The organism is Streptomyces chartreusis, from assembly GCF_008704715.1.
GTDB lineage: Bacteria > Actinomycetota > Actinomycetes > Streptomycetales > Streptomycetaceae > Streptomyces > Streptomyces chartreusis.
On the sequence record NZ_CP023689.1, the window covers coordinates 7647747 to 7663385 of the forward strand.

General features: G+C 70.9%; 14 protein-coding genes. 8 read left to right on the forward strand and 6 right to left on the reverse strand.

Annotation, left to right across the window (positions count from 1 at the left end; translation table 11 throughout):
• Positions 1–3 precede the first annotated feature (3 nt).
• Positions 4–1398, reverse strand: coding sequence for a metallopeptidase TldD-related protein (locus CP983_RS33760; RefSeq protein WP_150503813.1), 1395 nt, complete (start codon positions 1396–1398; stop codon positions 4–6).
• A complete protein-coding gene (locus CP983_RS33765; protein WP_107907418.1) occupies positions 1395–2918 on the reverse strand; it encodes a TldD/PmbA family protein in 1524 nt (507 codons plus the stop codon). Before CP983_RS33765 ends, CP983_RS33760 begins: the two co-directional genes overlap by 4 nt.
• 239 nt (positions 2919–3157) lie before the next feature.
• Here CP983_RS33765 and fabG point away from each other — a divergent pair, with 239 nt between their 5' ends.
• The 3 genes from fabG (at position 3158) to CP983_RS33780 (ending at position 5160) form a co-directional block, all read left to right on the forward strand.
• On the forward strand, positions 3158–3862 hold the full coding sequence (gene fabG, locus CP983_RS33770) for a 3-oxoacyl-[acyl-carrier-protein] reductase (RefSeq protein ID WP_107907309.1): 705 nt from the start codon (positions 3158–3160) through the stop codon (positions 3860–3862).
• Between the two features lie 5 nt (positions 3863–3867).
• On the forward strand, positions 3868–4635 hold the full coding sequence (fabI, locus tag CP983_RS33775) for an enoyl-ACP reductase FabI (protein ID WP_030946156.1): 768 nt from the start codon (positions 3868–3870) through the stop codon (positions 4633–4635).
• 162 nt (positions 4636–4797) lie between these two features.
• A complete protein-coding gene (locus tag CP983_RS33780) occupies positions 4798–5160 on the forward strand; it encodes a hypothetical protein (protein ID WP_107907310.1) in 363 nt (120 codons plus the stop codon).
• Here CP983_RS33780 and CP983_RS33785 read toward each other — a convergent pair.
• The gene (locus tag CP983_RS33785; RefSeq protein WP_107907311.1) at positions 5138–5830 is read right to left on the reverse strand and encodes a FadR/GntR family transcriptional regulator; all 693 of its coding nucleotides are present in this window, start codon (positions 5828–5830) and stop codon (positions 5138–5140) included. The genes CP983_RS33780 and CP983_RS33785 overlap by 23 nt on opposite strands.
• Positions 5831–5900: 70 nt before the next feature.
• On the opposite strand from CP983_RS33785, the gene CP983_RS33790 reads away from it, so the two are divergent.
• From CP983_RS33790 to CP983_RS33805, 4 genes are all read left to right on the forward strand, one after another.
• Positions 5901–7196 carry a CynX/NimT family MFS transporter gene (locus tag CP983_RS33790; RefSeq protein ID WP_150503815.1) on the forward strand — a complete coding sequence of 432 codons (1296 nt, stop codon included), beginning with the start codon at positions 5901–5903 and terminating at the stop codon, positions 7194–7196.
• 48 nt (positions 7197–7244) lie between these two features.
• Positions 7245–7361, forward strand: a complete 117-nt coding sequence (locus CP983_RS45000) for an SGM_5486 family transporter-associated protein (protein ID WP_093745518.1) — start codon at positions 7245–7247, stop codon at positions 7359–7361.
• A gap of 193 nt (positions 7362–7554) precedes the next feature.
• Positions 7555–7761 carry a hypothetical protein gene (locus tag CP983_RS33800; protein ID WP_107907419.1) on the forward strand — a complete coding sequence of 69 codons (207 nt, stop codon included), beginning with the start codon at positions 7555–7557 and terminating at the stop codon, positions 7759–7761.
• 65 nt (positions 7762–7826) lie between these two features.
• Positions 7827–8345 carry a SixA phosphatase family protein gene (locus CP983_RS33805; RefSeq protein WP_150503817.1) on the forward strand — a complete coding sequence of 173 codons (519 nt, stop codon included), beginning with the start codon at positions 7827–7829 and terminating at the stop codon, positions 8343–8345.
• Between the two features lie 97 nt (positions 8346–8442).
• Here CP983_RS33805 and serB read toward each other — a convergent pair whose 3' ends face one another.
• Together serB and CP983_RS33815 are read right to left on the reverse strand one after the other, a co-directional pair.
• Positions 8443–9663: a phosphoserine phosphatase SerB gene (gene serB / locus CP983_RS33810; protein WP_107907314.1), complete on the reverse strand. Its 1221-nt coding sequence runs from the start codon at positions 9661–9663 to the stop codon at positions 8443–8445.
• Between the two features lie 254 nt (positions 9664–9917).
• Positions 9918–11828, reverse strand: coding sequence for a streptophobe family protein (locus CP983_RS33815; protein WP_150503819.1), 1911 nt, complete (start codon positions 11826–11828; stop codon positions 9918–9920).
• A 239-nt stretch (positions 11829–12067) separates the two neighbouring features.
• On the opposite strand from CP983_RS33815, the gene CP983_RS33820 reads away from it, so the two are divergent.
• On the forward strand, positions 12068–14599 hold the full coding sequence (locus tag CP983_RS33820; RefSeq protein ID WP_229914978.1) for an ABC transporter ATP-binding protein/permease: 2532 nt from the start codon (positions 12068–12070) through the stop codon (positions 14597–14599).
• An 87-nt stretch (positions 14600–14686) separates the two neighbouring features.
• On the opposite strand, the gene CP983_RS33825 is transcribed toward CP983_RS33820, so the two are convergent.
• Positions 14687–15463, reverse strand: a complete 777-nt coding sequence (locus CP983_RS33825; protein WP_107907315.1) for a transglycosylase SLT domain-containing protein — start codon at positions 15461–15463, stop codon at positions 14687–14689.
• Positions 15464–15639 lie beyond the last annotated feature (176 nt).

Sequence of the window (15639 nt, forward strand, 5' to 3'; positions counted from 1 at the left end):
AGGTTATACGCCCTGACTGACAGAGCTCATGTTGAAATCGGGGACGCGCAGAGCCGGCATCGCGGCCCTGGTGAACCAGTCGCCCCACTCCCTGGGCAGGGTCTTCTCCGTACGGCCGGCCTCGCTCGCCCGTCCCAGCAGATCCACCGGCGATTCGTTGAACCTGAAGTTGTTGACCTCGCCCTTCACCTCGCCGTTCTCGACGAGGTAGACACCGTCCCGGGTCAGGCCCGTGAGCAGCAGCGTCGCCGGGTCGACCTCCCGGATGTACCAGAGGCAGGTCAGCAGCAGCCCGCGCTCGGTGTTCGCGACCATCTCCTCGATCGAGCGGTCCTGGCCGCCGTCCAGGATCAGGTTGTCGATCGCAGGTGCCAGCGGCAGACCGGTCAGGCCCGCGCTGTGCCGGCTGGTCGTGAGGTGGCTCAGCTCGCCCTCGCGCAGCCAGTCGGTGGCCGTGAGCGGCAGCCCGTTGTCGAACACCGACTGGTCGCCACCGGAGGAGTGCGCGATCACGAACGGCGCGGACTCCAGGCCCGGCTCGTTCGGATCGCTGCGCAGCGTCAGCGGCAGCTCGCTCAGCTTCTCGCCGAGGCGGGTCGCGCCGCCCGGCTTGGAGAAGACGGTCCGGCCCTCGGCCGCGTCCCGGCCCGATGCCGACCAGAGCTGGTAGATCAGCAGGTCGGCCACGGCGGTCGGCGGCAGCAGCGTCTCGTACCGGCCGGCAGGCAGCTCAAGGCGCCGCTCGGCCCAGCCGAGGCGTACGGCCAGCTCGGCGTCCAGCGCCGTCGGGTCCACGTCCTTGAAGTCCCGGGTGGCGCGTCCCGCCCAGGCCGAGCGGGTGCGGTCGGGCGACTTGGCGTTCAGCTCCAGCGTCCCGTTGGGCTGGTCGTGCCGCAGCCGCAGCCCGGTGGACGTGCCCATGTACGTCGAGACCATCTCGTGGTTCGCGAAGCCGTACAGCTCCCGTCCGCCCGCACGCGCGCGTGCGAACGCCTCGCCCAGCGCCGGGGCGAAGTCGGCGAACACCGTCGACGACGTCTCGGCCGGCGCGTCGGTGAAGTCGGGGGACGCCGGTACGTCCGTCGCCAGCGGCTGCGCGTCCTCGGCGGGCCCGGCGGAGCGGGCGGCGGCCTCGGCGGCCCGCACCAGCGGCTCCAGCTCGTCCAGGGTCACGGCCGAGCGGGACACGACACCGGAGGCGGTGCCCTCCTTGCCGTCGACGGTCGCGACGACGGTGAGCGTCCGCCCGCGCGTGACGCCGTTCGTGGTCAGCGCGTTGCCCGCCCAGCGCAGATTGGCGGTCGACTGCTCGTCGGCGATGACGACGCACCCGTCCGCCCGCGACAGCTCCAGGGCCCGCTCGACGATCTCGTGCGGCTTGTTCGTGCGGGCACTCATCGACCGGCCTCCTGCGTGGTGTTCAGAATGTTGACGCCCTTGAAGAGGGCCGACGGGCAGCCGTGCGAGACCGCCGCGACCTGGCCCGGCTGGGCCTTGCCACAGTTGAAGGCGCCGCCGAGGACGTACGTCTGCGGACCGCCCACCGCCGCCATCGAGCCCCAGAAGTCGGTGGTCGTCGCCTGGTAGGCCACGTCCCGCAGCTGGCCGGTGATCCGCCCGTTCTCGATCCGGAAGAACCGCTGCCCGGTGAACTGGAAGTTGTAGCGCTGCATGTCGATCGACCAGGACCGGTCGCCGACGACGTAGATCCCGCGGTCCACGCTGCCGATCAGATCCTCGGTCGACATCCCGGCCGGATCCGGCTGGAGCGAGACGTTGGCCATGCGCTGCACCGGCACATGGCCGGGGGAGTCGGCGAACGCGCACCCGTTGGAGCGCTCGAACCCGGTCAGCCTCGCGATGCGCCGGTCCAGCTGGTAGCCGACCAGGGTGCCGTTCCGCACCAGGTCCCAGGACTGGCCCGCGACGCCCTCGTCGTCGTAGCCGATCGTCGCGAGGCCGTGTTCGGCGGTGCGGTCACCGGTGACGTTCATCAGGTCCGAGCCGTAGCGGAGCTTGCCGAGCTGGTCGAAGGTGGCGAAGGAGGTGCCGGCGTAGGCGGCCTCGTAGCCGAGGGCGCGGTCCAGCTCGGTGGCATGCCCGATGGACTCGTGGATCGTCAGCCACAGGTTGGAGGGGTCCACGACGAGGTCGTACGGCCCCGCCTCCACGCTCGGCGCCCGCATCTTCTCGGCGAGCAGCCCGGGGATCTGCTCCAGCTCGCTCTCCCAGTCCCAGCCGGTCCCCGTGAGGTACTCCCAGCCCCGGCCGACCGGCGGCGCGATGGTGCGCATGGAGTCGAACTCGCCGCTCGACTCGTCGACCGACACCGCGGTCAGCTGCGGGTGCAGCCGGACGCGCTGCTGGGTGGTCACGGTCCCGGCGGTGTCGGCGTAGAACTTGTTCTCGTGGACCGTCAGCAGCGAGGCGTCCACGTGGTTCACGCCGTCCGCCGCGAGCAGCCGCGCGCTCCAGTCCGCCAGCAGCGCCGACTTCTCCTCGTCGGGCACGGTGAACGGGTCGATCTCGTACGACGAGATCCACGTCTGCTCGGCGTGCACGGGCTCGTCGGCGAGCTCCACCCGCTCGTCCGACCCCGCCGACTTGATCACCTGGGCGGACAGCTTCGCCATGGCCACCGCCTGCGACGCGACCTTGGCGGCGGCGTCCAGCGTCAGATCGACCCCGGAAGCGAAGCCCCAGGTCCCGCCGTGCACCACCCGCACCGCGTAGCCGAGGTCGGTGGTGTCCGAGGACCCGGCGAGCCGTGCGTCCCGCAGCCGCCAGGACGCGCTGCGCACCCGCTCGAAGCGGAAGTCCGCGTGCTCCGCACCGAGCGCACGCGCGCGTGCCAGCGCCGCGTCGGCCAGGGCGCGTAGCGGAAGCGCCGTGAAGGCTTCATCGATCGTATGAGGCACGGAGGTCTCCCTGCTGTCGTGGCCTGTCGGCACGATCATGTCGCGCGGGCGGGCCGGTGGACCACACGTTTCCGGCTGGAGTCGGCATCTTTCTGTAGAGACCCGACAGTGACTCCCGTACGCCACTGTCGGTGCCCGAATGTCCCCGGCGGGGAGCGGCCAGATAGGTTTTCGGAGAAGCCGCCTGTCACCCAGCTGTTCGGGCGGGTGTGTCAGACCCCTATCGAAAGGGTGATCCGTTGAGCCGCTCGGTTCTCGTCACCGGAGGCAACCGGGGCATCGGCCTCGCCATCGCCCGCGCATTCGCCGACGCCGGCGACAAGGTCGCGATCACATACCGCTCGGGTGAGCCGCCGGCCGGCTTCCTGGCCGTCAAGTGCGACATCACCGACACCGAGCAGGTGGAGCAGGCCTACAAGGAGATCGAGGCCGAGCACGGCCCCGTCGAGGTGCTGATCGCCAACGCCGGCGTCACCAAGGACCAGCTCCTGATGCGCATGTCCGAGGAGGACTTCACCTCGGTCATCGACACCAACCTCACCGGCACCTTCCGCGTGGTCAAGCGGGCCAACCGCGCCATGCTGCGCGCCAAGAAGGGCCGCGTGGTGCTGATCTCGTCCGTCGTCGGGCTGTTCGGCGGTCCCGGCCAGGCCAACTACGCCGCCTCCAAGGCCGGCCTGGTCGGCTTCGCGCGCTCCCTCGCCCGTGAACTGGGCTCGCGCAACATCACCTTCAACGTCGTCGCGCCCGGCTTCGTCGACACCGACATGACCAAGGTGCTCACCGACGAGCAGCGTGCGGGCATCGTGAAGCAGGTGCCGCTCGGTCGTTACGCGCAGCCGGAGGAGATCGCCGCGACGGTGCGGTTCCTCGCCTCGGACGACGCCTCGTACATCACTGGAGCCGTCATCCCCGTTGACGGCGGACTGGGAATGGGTCACTGATCAACATGAGCGGAATTCTCGAGGGCAAGCGCGTCCTGATCACCGGTGTGCTGATGGAGTCCTCCATCGCCTTCCACACCGCCAAGCTGGCCCAGGAGCAGGGTGCCGAGATCATCCTGACCGCCTTCCCGCGGCCCACGCTGACTGAGCGCATCGCCAAGAAGCTCCCCAAGCCCACCAAGGTCATCGAGCTCGACGTCACCAACGACGAGCACCTCGGCCGGCTGGCCGACGTCGTCGGCGAGGAGCTCGGCGGCCTGGACGGCGTCGTGCACTCCATCGGCTTCGCCCCGCAGGACGCCCTCGGCGGCAACTTCCTGAACACGCCGTTCGAGTCCGTCGCCACGGCCATGCACGTCTCGGCGTACTCCCTGAAGTCGCTGACCATGGCCTGCCTGCCGCTGATGCAGAACGGCGGCTCGGTCGTCGGCCTCACCTTCGACGCGCAGTACGCCTGGCCGCAGTACGACTGGATGGGCCCGGCCAAGGCCGCCCTGGAGGCCACCAGCCGCTACATGGCGCGTGACCTGGGCAAGCAGAACATCCGCTGCAACCTCGTCTCGGCCGGCCCCATCGGCTCGATGGCCGCCAAGTCCATCCCGGGCTTCGCGGAGCTCGCCTCCGTGTGGGACACCCGCGCCCCGCTGGAGTGGGACCTGAAGGACCCGGAGCCGGCCGGCAAGGGCGTCGTCGCCCTGCTGAGCGACTGGTTCCCGAAGACCACGGGCGAGATCGTCCACGTGGACGGCGGTCTGCACGCCATCGGCGCCTGATCCTCCGCACACCCTCGACGCCCCGTTTCCCGCCGCCGCGCGGGGAGCGGGGCGTCACCCGTTCGGCCCATCCGGCGAGGCGGCCGGGGCCCTCGGCCGCGCACCCTGGAGTACGCGTTCCTCACGCGAACCCCTCTCCCGTACGGCCGAGGAGGTCCCGTTGTGCGCTTGTCCCGCCGCTTGGCCTCAACGACCGTCGCCGTCGCACTCGTCCTGCCGGTGTCCTGCGCGGCGATAGCCCACGCGCGTGTGCACTCCGTCGAAGCGGGCGCCGGGACGGAGCCCGCGGAGCCGTTCGGTGCCGCGTGCCGGATCAGTGTCACCGGCTCCCGGGTGACCGCGTTCTGCCACAACCCGTATCCGGAGACCGACAGCGTGAGCCTGCACGTGGAGTGCGCCCGCTGGTGGGACCTGGACAGCGACGGCTCCCCGGTGGCCGCCGAACCCGCGCAGACCGTGCGGATGTCGGCGCGCTGCTGGAAGGAGATCGACTCGGCGTGGGTCAGCCACCGGCGGGAGGGCTGACGCGGCCCGGACGGCAGTGGAACGGATACCCCGCCGCCTCGTCCGCGGCGGCGGACGCGTCGCCCGCGCGGATCGCGTCGACCAGCCGCGCGTGGTCCAGGTACGTCTCCGGCGTCAGCTCCGTGCCGACGTCGTCGCGCAGCCAGTCCACCAGGACCTCGCCCAGATCCGCGTACATCGCGGTCATGACGTCGTTGTGGGAGGCCGCGACCACCGCCAGGTGGAAGGTCGCGTCCGCTGCCACGAACGCCTCCGTGTCGCCGGACTCCCAGGCCTCCTCGCGCCGCGCCAGCAGCGTGTCCAGCTGCTTGAGGTCCTTCTCCGTGCGGCGTACGGCGGCCAGCTTGGCGGCACCCGACTCCAGCGTGGAGCGCAGCTCGGCGATGTGCCGGGGGTCGGCGTCGGTGAAGCGGCGGTGCATGACGCCGGCCAGCTCGCTGGTCGCCACGACGTAGGTGCCGGAGCCCTGCCGGATGTCCAGCAGGCCGTTGTGCGCGAGCGCGCGGACCGCCTCGCGGACCGTGTTGCGGGCCACGCCGAGCTGCTCGACCAGTTCCGGCTCGGTCGGGATGCGGGAGCCGACGGGCCATTCGCCCGTGGCGATCTGGTTCCGCAAGGCCGCGATGACCTGCTCGGACAGCGCCGAGCGGCGGGGGTGGCTCAAGGGCATGGCACACCTTCGCACGTGAGGACCCGGACCGGGCGGTCCAGGGGTGGACAACCAATCATCCCATGATTCTATGATGGGCCTCATGGCAAGCGAGGAATCCACCCGGACGGTGACGTCCATGCGAATACGCACCCCCGAGACCCAGACCCTCTCGGAGCCCGCCACGCGCGCGTGGACGATGCGGCTGCTCGTGGCCGGCATCGTGCTGACCGCGCTCAACCTCCGCCCCGCCATCACCAGTCTCGGCGCCCTCCTCGAAGAGGTCCGTGACTCCCTCGGCATGAGCGGCAGCGTGGCCGGACTGCTCACCTCCGTGCCCCCGCTGTGCTTCGCCGTCTTCGGCGTCGCCGCCCCGCGCCTGGCCCGCCGCTTCGGCCCCGGCGCCGTGGTGTGCGCCGGCATGGTCGCCATCACCACGGGACTGCTGCTTCGGCCGTACGCCGGCGGCACGGCCGGCTTCCTGGCCGCCACCGCACTCGCCCTGATGGGCATAGCGGTCAGCAACGTCCTGATGCCGGTCATCGTCAAGCGCTGGTTCCCCGACCGGGTCGGCTCCATGACCGGCCTGTACTCGATGGCCCTCGCCCTGGGCACCGCGTCCGCCGCGGCCGTGACGGTCCCGATGACCGATCTGCTGGGCGGGAACTGGCACAGCGGCCTCGCCGTGTGGGCGGGCCTGGCGGTGGCCGCCGTGGTGCCGTGGATCCCCTTCGTGCGGGACCGGTCGGCGGCGCCCGGCACGGCAGCCCAGGAGAAGCACGCGCGCGTGGACGCGCCCCCGGTGCGCATCACCCGCAGCCGCACCGCCTGGGCCCTCGCCGTCTACTTCGGGCTCCAGGCCACCGGCGCCTACATCACGATGGGCTGGATGGCGCAGATCTTCCGCGACTCCGGGGTGCACGCCGGCAAGGCGGGCCTGCTGCTCGCCGTCACCATGGTCATGGGCGTGCCGCTGGCCTTCGTCATACCGCGCCTGGCCACCAGGCTGCCCCACCAGGGGCCGATCGTGCTCGCGCTGGGCGCCTGCGGCCTCGTCGGCTACGCCGGGCTGTTCCTCGCCCCGGTCTCCGGCGCCTGGGTCTGGGCCGTGCTGCTGGGCGTCTCCAACTGCTCGTTCCCGCTGGCCCTCACCATGGTCGGCATGCGCGCCCGGTCCAGCGCGGGCGTGGCCCAGCTGTCGGGCTTCGCGCAGAGCACCGGCTATCTGATCTCCATCCCCGGCCCGCTCCTGGTCGGCGTGCTCTACCAGCACAGCGGCGGCTGGGGGCTGCCGATCGCCCTCATGGCGGGCCTGATGATCCCGCAGATGGCGGTAGGCGTCCTCGCGGGACGCAACCGTGACGTGGAGGAGGAGGCGGCCCGCTGACCGCACCCCGGCGGGGCGGGCACGGGCGGCGGATGGGAGACTTCCCTCATGCCAGTGCTCGACCCGAACCCCCAGAACGGCCAGAAGAAGCTGCTGCTCGTCTTCGGCGCGTTCTTCGCCATCTTCGTGATCATCGGCATCATCGCGACGATCGCCTCACCCTGAACCCGGTCCCCGAGGGGCGCCGCGAGGCACACCTCAAAGGCCCATGGTGGGGCTAGCACCACCATCCCCTAGGGGGTGAGTGTCAGGGTCAACTGGGTGGATCACCGGATGGGTTGAGGGCCGATCGGTCCGTAACTTCGAAGTGTGGCCGCGAAGAGCGGACACCGACCACTCGAAGATCCGCGGAGGCATCATGTCGGCCCGTACGCACACCCCGCCCCAGCCGGCGTCCACGGGCCGTGCCGACATCCGGCTGCCCTGGTGGGCCCTCGCCCTGCCCACGCTCGCGTTCATCACGCTGCTGACGCTGATTCTCAACCCGGCGGACGCGCAGGCCGCCACCGCCGAGCCCGCGGTCACCCAGCTCTTCGAGCGCATACAGCAGCTGATCACGCACTGAGCGCCCCCGGAGGCGCCGGTCAACTACCTGCGCCCCATGGCCTGTTTCGTGCGAAGCTGGATCTCATGAGCGTCCCAGAATCCCGCAGGATCGTCCTCTTCCGGCATGCGAAAGCCGACTGGCCACAGGTGACCGACCATGAGCGGCCGCTCGCCGAGCGGGGCCGCATGGACGCGGCGGAGGCCGGCCGCAGGCTGGCCGACACCGCCATCCCCTTCGACCTGGCCCTGTGCTCCACCGCGATTCGGACCCGGGAGACCTGGAAGCTCGCCGTCCACGAGTTCCAGCACCGGCCGAAGACCGTCTACGAGGAGCGGGTCTACGAGGCCTCGCCCGGCGAGCTCATCGCCCTGCTCAACGAAACCCCGGACGACGTGCAGAACGTCCTGCTGATCGGCCACAACCCCGGAGTACAGGGCCTCGCCGACGTCCTGTCCGGCTCCACCGACGGTGACGCGCGTGAGCGGATGAGCCGGCGCGGCTTCCCGGCCGCCGCCTTCGCGGTCCTGTCCTTCAGCGGCTCCTGGAAGGCGCTGGAGCCCGGCGTGGCCACGCTCCTCGACTACTGGGCCCCGTCCGAGTGACCGACCCGCACGAAGGGGCCCGGCACCGTCACGGTGCCGGGCCCCTTCGCACGCAGGTCGCCCGGGTCTCCCCGCAGGGGGCGCCCGGTGCGGGTCGTCAGTCCTCGTCGTCGTGCATGTCCGCGGCCTCGACCTCTTCGCGGGTGACGCCGAGCAGATAGAGGACCGTGTCCAGGAACGGCACGTTCACCGCCGTGTGCGCGGCCTCCCGCACCACCGGCTTCGCGTTGAAGGCGACGCCGAGCCCCGCCGCGTTGAGCATGTCCAGGTCGTTGGCGCCGTCACCGATCGCCACCGTCTGTGACAACGGCACCCCCGCCTCCGCGGCGAACCGGCGCAGCAGCCGCGCCTTGCCCGCCCGGTCCACGATCTCGCCGGTCACCTTGCCGGTGAGCTTGCCGTCGACGATCTCCAGCGTGTTCGCCTGGGCGAAGTCGAGTCCGAGCCGCTCCTTGAGGTCATCGGTGACCTGCGTGAACCCACCCGAGACGACTCCCACTTGATAGCCGAGCCGCTTCAGCGTGCGGATCAGCGTGCGCGCGCCCGGCGTCAGCCGCACCTCGCTGCGCACCTTCTCCACCACCGAGGCGTCCAGCCCCGCCAGCAGCGCCACACGCGCGTGCAGCGACTGCTCGAAGTCCAGCTCCCCGCGCATCGCGGCCGCCGTCACCTCGGCCACCTTGTCCTCGCAGCCGGCGTGCGCGGCGAAGAGCTCGATCACCTCGTCCTGGATGAGCGTGGAGTCCACGTCCATGACGACCAGACGCTGGGCTCGCCGGTGCAGCCCGGCCGCGACGACCGCGACGTCGACACCCAGTGCCGCGGACTCCGTCACCAGACCGGTGCGCAGCGGCTCCGTCTCCGCGCCCGAGACCGCGAACTCCACCGCCGTCACGGGGTACTTGGCGAGCCGGAAGATACGGTCGATGTTGGCGCCGGACTTGGTGATCCGGGCCGCGATGGCGGCCGTCGCCTCCGCGGTGAGCGGGTGCCCGAGCACGGTCACCAGGGAGCGCCCGAGGCCACGCGGACGGTTGTCGCCGAGCCCGGAGATGATCTCCGCCTGCATCTTCATCGACTCCGCCCAGCTGTGGACGGTCGCCCGCAGGTCCCCCTCCATGCCGGCTGGCGGCTGCGTCACGAGCGCGCACAGCGTGATCCGGCCCCGGGTGACGACCTGCTCGATGTCGACCACGTCGACCGAGTAGGCGGCCAGGGTGTCGAAGAGGCCGGCGGTGATACCCGGCCCGTCCTTCCCGAAGATCTTGACGAGAAGTGTGGGGACGGCGGGGATCTCTGAGGTCTGCGAAGCGCTCATGGTGCTTCCACCGTATCCGGCACCCAGTGCCTGCCGCCCCCGAGGTCCGTCTAGCGGACACGGAACACTGGGTGTCGACCGGGTGGCGAACGGCTTACGTTCCGGACACCTCCGCACCGGTTGCTGTGAACCGCCCCAGGAAAACCTGTGGCCCGACACCTCACGGCCTCGCGCCGGTGGCCTCCCGGACCTTCAAGGCCGCGCGCCGTGGCCTCCGGGACTCTCAGGGGCGCGTGCCGGTGCCCCCCGGACCCTCAGGGGCGCCCCTTGGGCTTCCTCGGCGGCGGCGCGGGAGGGGGTGGCGGCGGAGGCGGCGGCCCGTCGCCCGTCCCGGACGACGACGACCCGTTCTCACGCCGCCGCGGAGTCCGGGGCGACCTCGGCGGCGGCGTGAACGGCCGCATGACCGTGGGCGCGCCGTACATGTCGTCGCCCCTGTCCGGAGGCGATCCGTCGGGCACGCCGTCGGCGTGGGGCGGCCGGGCGTCCTCCGGCTCGCGCATCTCGTCCGGCACCCGCAGATACGGGTTCGTGTCGGGGTTCGGGGGCCGGTACGGCGTTCCCGGGGCGTACGGCCCGGACCGGCCGGCATGCCCCGCAGCACCCGGTGCCTCGGCGGCCGTACCCGCATCGGAGCCCCGGTCCGCCGTGCCCGCCGCCCCCAGGGCCAATGGCGCCGCCCGCTGCCCCGCGGCGCCGGTCGCACGGGCCAGCAGCGCACCCACCGCACCCACTCCCGCACCCCAGACCGCCCCGAGGACCAGCGCCATGCCGAGGTTCCCCCGCAGCTCCACTCCGGCGCCGAACGCGTCGAACCCCAGCACCGACAGCGAGGCGTCCACGGACACCTCCGCCAGCCATGCGAGCAGCGGCAGCGCCAACGCCGTGGCGACCCCGAGCCGCAACGCACACCGCCCGGCGAAACGGAGGGCCCCCGGATCCCGTACGTCCCCGCGATCACCCGCACCACGCACGGACCCGCCACGCGAGCCACCGGCCGACCCCGCACCCGCGCCGGTCACCACACCGCCGCCCGAGCCGGCCATCGCCCCGACCCCAGCCCCCGACACCACCGGGGTCCGCGCAGCCGTCAGAACCCCCGCCAGCAGCATCATCACGGCCGCGGCGACGCCCAGCAGCCACACCCGGCTGTCCAGGTCGGCCAGTCGGCTCAAGGTCACGGACTGGTCGGCGTCGCTGTTGAGGAGGTCGTCCAAGGGGTCCGGGAGCAGGCCGACCAGAACTCCCGAGGCCCGGCCGTCGAAGGGCACGAACAGGCCGATGGGGATGCCGAGCCACACGCCGTTCGGGGCGCCGAGCAGCGCGGCACCGGCGATCCGCTTCGGGTGGTCGTCGCCGATCGCCGCGTACGCAGCCGCCGCGAGCCCGGCCACGACCGCCATCAGCAGCACCGTGACGAGGGCGGACACGGCGGGCCGTACGACACGGTGTGCCGCGTCCCAGGCGCGGGGGAGCGGGGTGCGGCGCGAGGCCAGCAGCGCGATCAGCAGGACGCCGGCCGACCAGGCGAGGCCGCCGAGCAGCGTCGGCGCCGTGTCCACCGTGAAGCCGACCGCCGCCTTGGCGTCGATGAGGTCGCCGACCTGGTCGGGGAGCAGCCCGCCGATGTCGCCGACTCCGGGGATCTCGAGACCGCCGCCGCCACCCCCGCCCGGCAGGTCGTCGAGCCCCAGGGAGCTCCCGTCGATCGTGATGACGTCGTGCCCGGCCCACGCCAGGCCGCCCAGCGTCGCCACGAACAGCGCGACCACCGTGCCCGCGCGTGCGAGGAGTTCGGCCGGCGCGATCACAACTCCCGCGCCCCGCAACGACCGTAGGAAGAACCACGACAGCAGGACCGCACCGACCAGGCTCACCCCGAGTGGCGTGATCTCGATGGCGGTCGCCGCCTCCGCGCCGGTCAGCCCGAAAGCGGACACATCGCCGGACGGCGTGACGGAACCACCCGCCCCAAGGGCCACCACAGCGGCGGTCATCGGGCCCAGGGAGCTCGCCGAGTCCGCCTCCAGCAGATGCAGTCCGAGCGCCGCCGTGCCGGCCATCCCGATCAACGCCCAGCTCACCGCCGCGATCGCGGAGAGCAGGACGTCTCCCCACGGCAGCCTCGCGCCTTTCGAGGTCCCGACGTACGTGGACGCACTCATGGCAGACCCCCCGATCCGCGGCGCGGCCGAGCACCGCGCATGTCCCCCTCGCGTGGATTACCACTCTCCGGGCTGGTTTCAACCCCGTCAACGGAACCAGTCGAAGCCCGTGGGCGTGGTCCACACAAGGCCCGGCTTTCGGTCAGGGGGGCGAGCCTGAAATAGTTCCCGACGATGTTCGACATCCCTAGACTCCCTGTGATGGGGGTAACTCGGGGGACTACTCAGTGGGGCATGGAGTGCCGGAACTCGTACTGGAATTGAATGGAAGGACCTGGACGCTCGACCCGTCCAGGCCCTACACCCTCGGACGCGATCCGCAGGGTGACATCGTGCTCGACGACGCCAGGGTGTCCTGGCGGCATGCCACGATCAGCTGGAGCGGCCGCAGTTGGGTCATCGAGGACCACGGCAGCACCAACGGCACGTTCGTGCAGGGTCAGCGGATCCACCACCTGGAGATCGGCGCGGGAACGGCCGTTCACCTGGGCAACGCGACCGACGGACCGCGCGTGAACGTCTCCGGCACCGCGGCCTCCGTCGCCACGCCGCAGGCCCAGCCGCAGCAGCAGCCGTACGCCGCGCAGGGCGCCCAGGCGGGCTGGGCCCAGCAGGCCCCGGCCCAGCAGCCGACGCCGCAGCAGCAGCCGCAGGCCCAGCAGGCCGGCTGGCAGCAGCCGCAGCAGGCCGCGCACATCCCGCAGCAGCAGGGCCCCGGTGGTGGCGCGGGGGCGCCGCCGGTCTACGGCGACCGCAGCCCCACCACGTTCCACCAGTTCTCCATCGGCCGCGTGATGCGCATCGGCCGTGCCCTGGAGAACGAGCTGGTCGTCTCCGACCTCCAGGTCTCCCGGCACCACGCCGAGTTCCACTCGACGCCCGACGGCCGCATGGAGATCCGCGACCTCGGCTCCCACAACGGCACGTACGTCAACGGTCAGCCGATCGCCAAGGGCGGCTCGCAGCTGCTCGGCCCGGCCGACATCGTCGGCGTCGGTCACTCCACGTTCCGCATCGTCGGCGACCGCCTCGAGGAGTTCGTCGACACCGGTGAGGTCTCCTTCTCGGCCCGCCACCTCACGGTCACGGTCGACGGCGGCAAGCAGATCCTCAAGGACGTCTCCTTCGGCGTCCCGGAGAAGTCGCTCATCGCGGTCATCGGCCCGTCCGGCTCCGGCAAGTCGACCCTGCTCAAGGCGCTGACCGGCTACCGCCCGGCCAACCAGGGCGACGTCCTCTACGACAACCGGAACCTCTACAAGCAGTTCGCCGAGCTGCGTCAGCGCATCGGTCTGGTCCCGCAGGACGACATCCTGCACAAGGAGCTGACCGTCAAGAAGGCTCTCAAGTACGCGGCCAAGCTCCGCTTCCCCGCCGACACCACGGCGGCCGAGCGCGAGGCCCGGATAGACGAGGTGCTGCGCGAGCTGAAGCTGGACATCCACCGGGACAAGAAGGTCACGTCCCTCTCCGGCGGCCAGCGCAAGCGCGTCTCGGTGGCCCTGGAGCTGCTGACCAAGCCGTCGCTGATCTTCCTGGACGAGCCCACCTCGGGCCTCGACCCGGGCATGGACCGTGACGTCATGCAGCTGCTGCGCGGCCTCGCCGATGACGGCCGTACGGTCCTCGTCGTGACCCACTCGGTGGCCGAGCTGGCGCTGTGCGACAAGCTCCTGGTGATGGCGCCCGGCGGTGCGGTCGCCTACTTCGGCCCGCCCGAGGAGGCGCTGAACTTCTTCGGCTACGACACCTGGGCCGATGTCTTCTCCGCCTTCGAGAACTACCGCGACTACGACTGGGCGGGACGCTGGAAGGGCTCTCAGCACTACCAGATGTACGCCGCGGACATCGACGCGATTGCTCCGCAGTCCGTACAGATGCCTCCGATGCAGGCGATGAAGCCGCCGAAGCCGCAGGGCTGGATGTCGCAGTTCGTGACGCTGGTGCGCCGCTACGTCTCGGTGATCGTCTCCGACAAGGGCTTCCTGGCCCTGATGGTGATCCTGCCGGGCGTCCTGGGCGCGGTCAGCCTGCTGATCGACTCGGGCAAGGGCCTGCTGCCCAACCCGGCCAATCCGCAGACGGGCCGGATCATCCCGAACGGCACGGCCACCACCGTGCTGCTGATCCTCGCGGTGGGCGCCTGCTTCGCCGGCGCCGCGAACTCCGTGCGTGAGCTGATCAAGGAACGGGTCATCTACGAGCGGGAGCGCGCTACCGGTCTGTCCCGCTCGGCGTACCTGATGTCCAAGGTGTTCGTGCTCGGCTTCATCACCGTGCTCCAGGGCCTGATGGTCGGCGTCATCGGCTTCGCCGGCCGGGAGATCCCGGAGGAGGGCCTGGTCTTCGGCAAGCTGACGCTGCTGGAGCTGTCGGTGCCGATCATGGCGCTGGGCTTCACCTCGATGATGTTCGGCCTGATCATCTCGGCGCTGGTGAAGACCGCCGAGAAGACCATGCCGCTGCTGGTCATGTTCGCGATCATCCAGGTCGTGTTCACAGGCTGCCTCTTCGCCCTCAACGGCTCGATCGGCGCCAACCAGATCTCGTATCTGATGCCGTCGCGCTGGGCGGTGGCAGCCGCGGGCGCCACGCTGGACTTCAACAAGATCAGCCCGCCCGGCCAGGGCGAGAGCAACGACCCGCTGTGGGAGCACACCGTCGGCGTCTGGGCCATGGACATGATCGCCCTGATCGTCCTTGGCGTGATCTGCGGCATCTTCGTGGCCCGCTTCCTGCGCCGCCACGAGCCCGAGGTCATGCGCAAGTAGCGGGACCGTGAGACGCCCGAAGGGCGGCACCCCGTCAGGAGGGTGCCGCCCTTCGGCGTACGGATCAGAGGCCCGCGCCTACCTCGCTCAGTACGCGCTGTTGACGTTGTCGATCGAGCCGTACCGGTCGGCCGCGTAGTTGGCGGCGGCGGTCAGGTTCGCGACCGGGTCGTACTGGCTGTGCGCGGTGCCCGGCACGTGGTACGCGTCGAAGGTGGGCTTGATGACCTGGAGCAGACCGATCGACGGGACGCCGTTCTGGGCGTTGATGTCCCAGTTGTTGATCGCGTTCGGGTTGCCCGAGGACTCGCGAATGATGTTCTTGTGCAGGCCGTTGTAGGTGCCCGGGATGTCGTGCTTCTTCATGATGTCCAGGGCCTCACGGATCCAGCCGTCGAGGTTGTTCGCGTAGGACTTCTTGGCGGCGACGGGCTTGACCGCGACGCGCTTGGCGGACCGGCTCGCGGCCTCCTTCGCCTTGCGCTCGGCGGCGGCCTTCTTCGCGGCGGCGGCCTTGGCGGCGCGCTGCTTGGCGGCGGCCTGGGCGGCCACGTGCTTGTCGTGGGCCACGGCGGCCCGGTGCTTGGCGGTGGCCACGGCAGCCTTGTGCTTGGCGACCATCGCCTCGGCCTTCACCTTGTCGCCGGCGAGCTGGTCGGTGACGCTGCCCTTGACGTCCTTTATCTGCTCGTTGCTGTAGGCCACCTTGCCCGCGGGGGCTTCGGCCGTGGTCGTCGTGGCGTTGCCGGGTACGGCGGAGATGGCCAGGGCGGCGGCACCGAGCGTGGTGACACCTGCGATCGCGATCTTCTGACGCTTGTTGATGGAACGACTGAGACCACGGTTCTTGGTGTTCTTGAGCATGGCAGTGGGACCTCTTCGAATAGCGCGGAGGTCGCTCGCTGTCCGACAGGGGACACGGGTGCTTCCGGCACAAACGCCGCGGGCTGAACCCACGGCGCTGAGCGACGAGAGCCATTGTTAGCGGCCGCAAAATTGCCTGGCAAAGGTGTGACGTACGATCCTCGATAGTGGAGCCG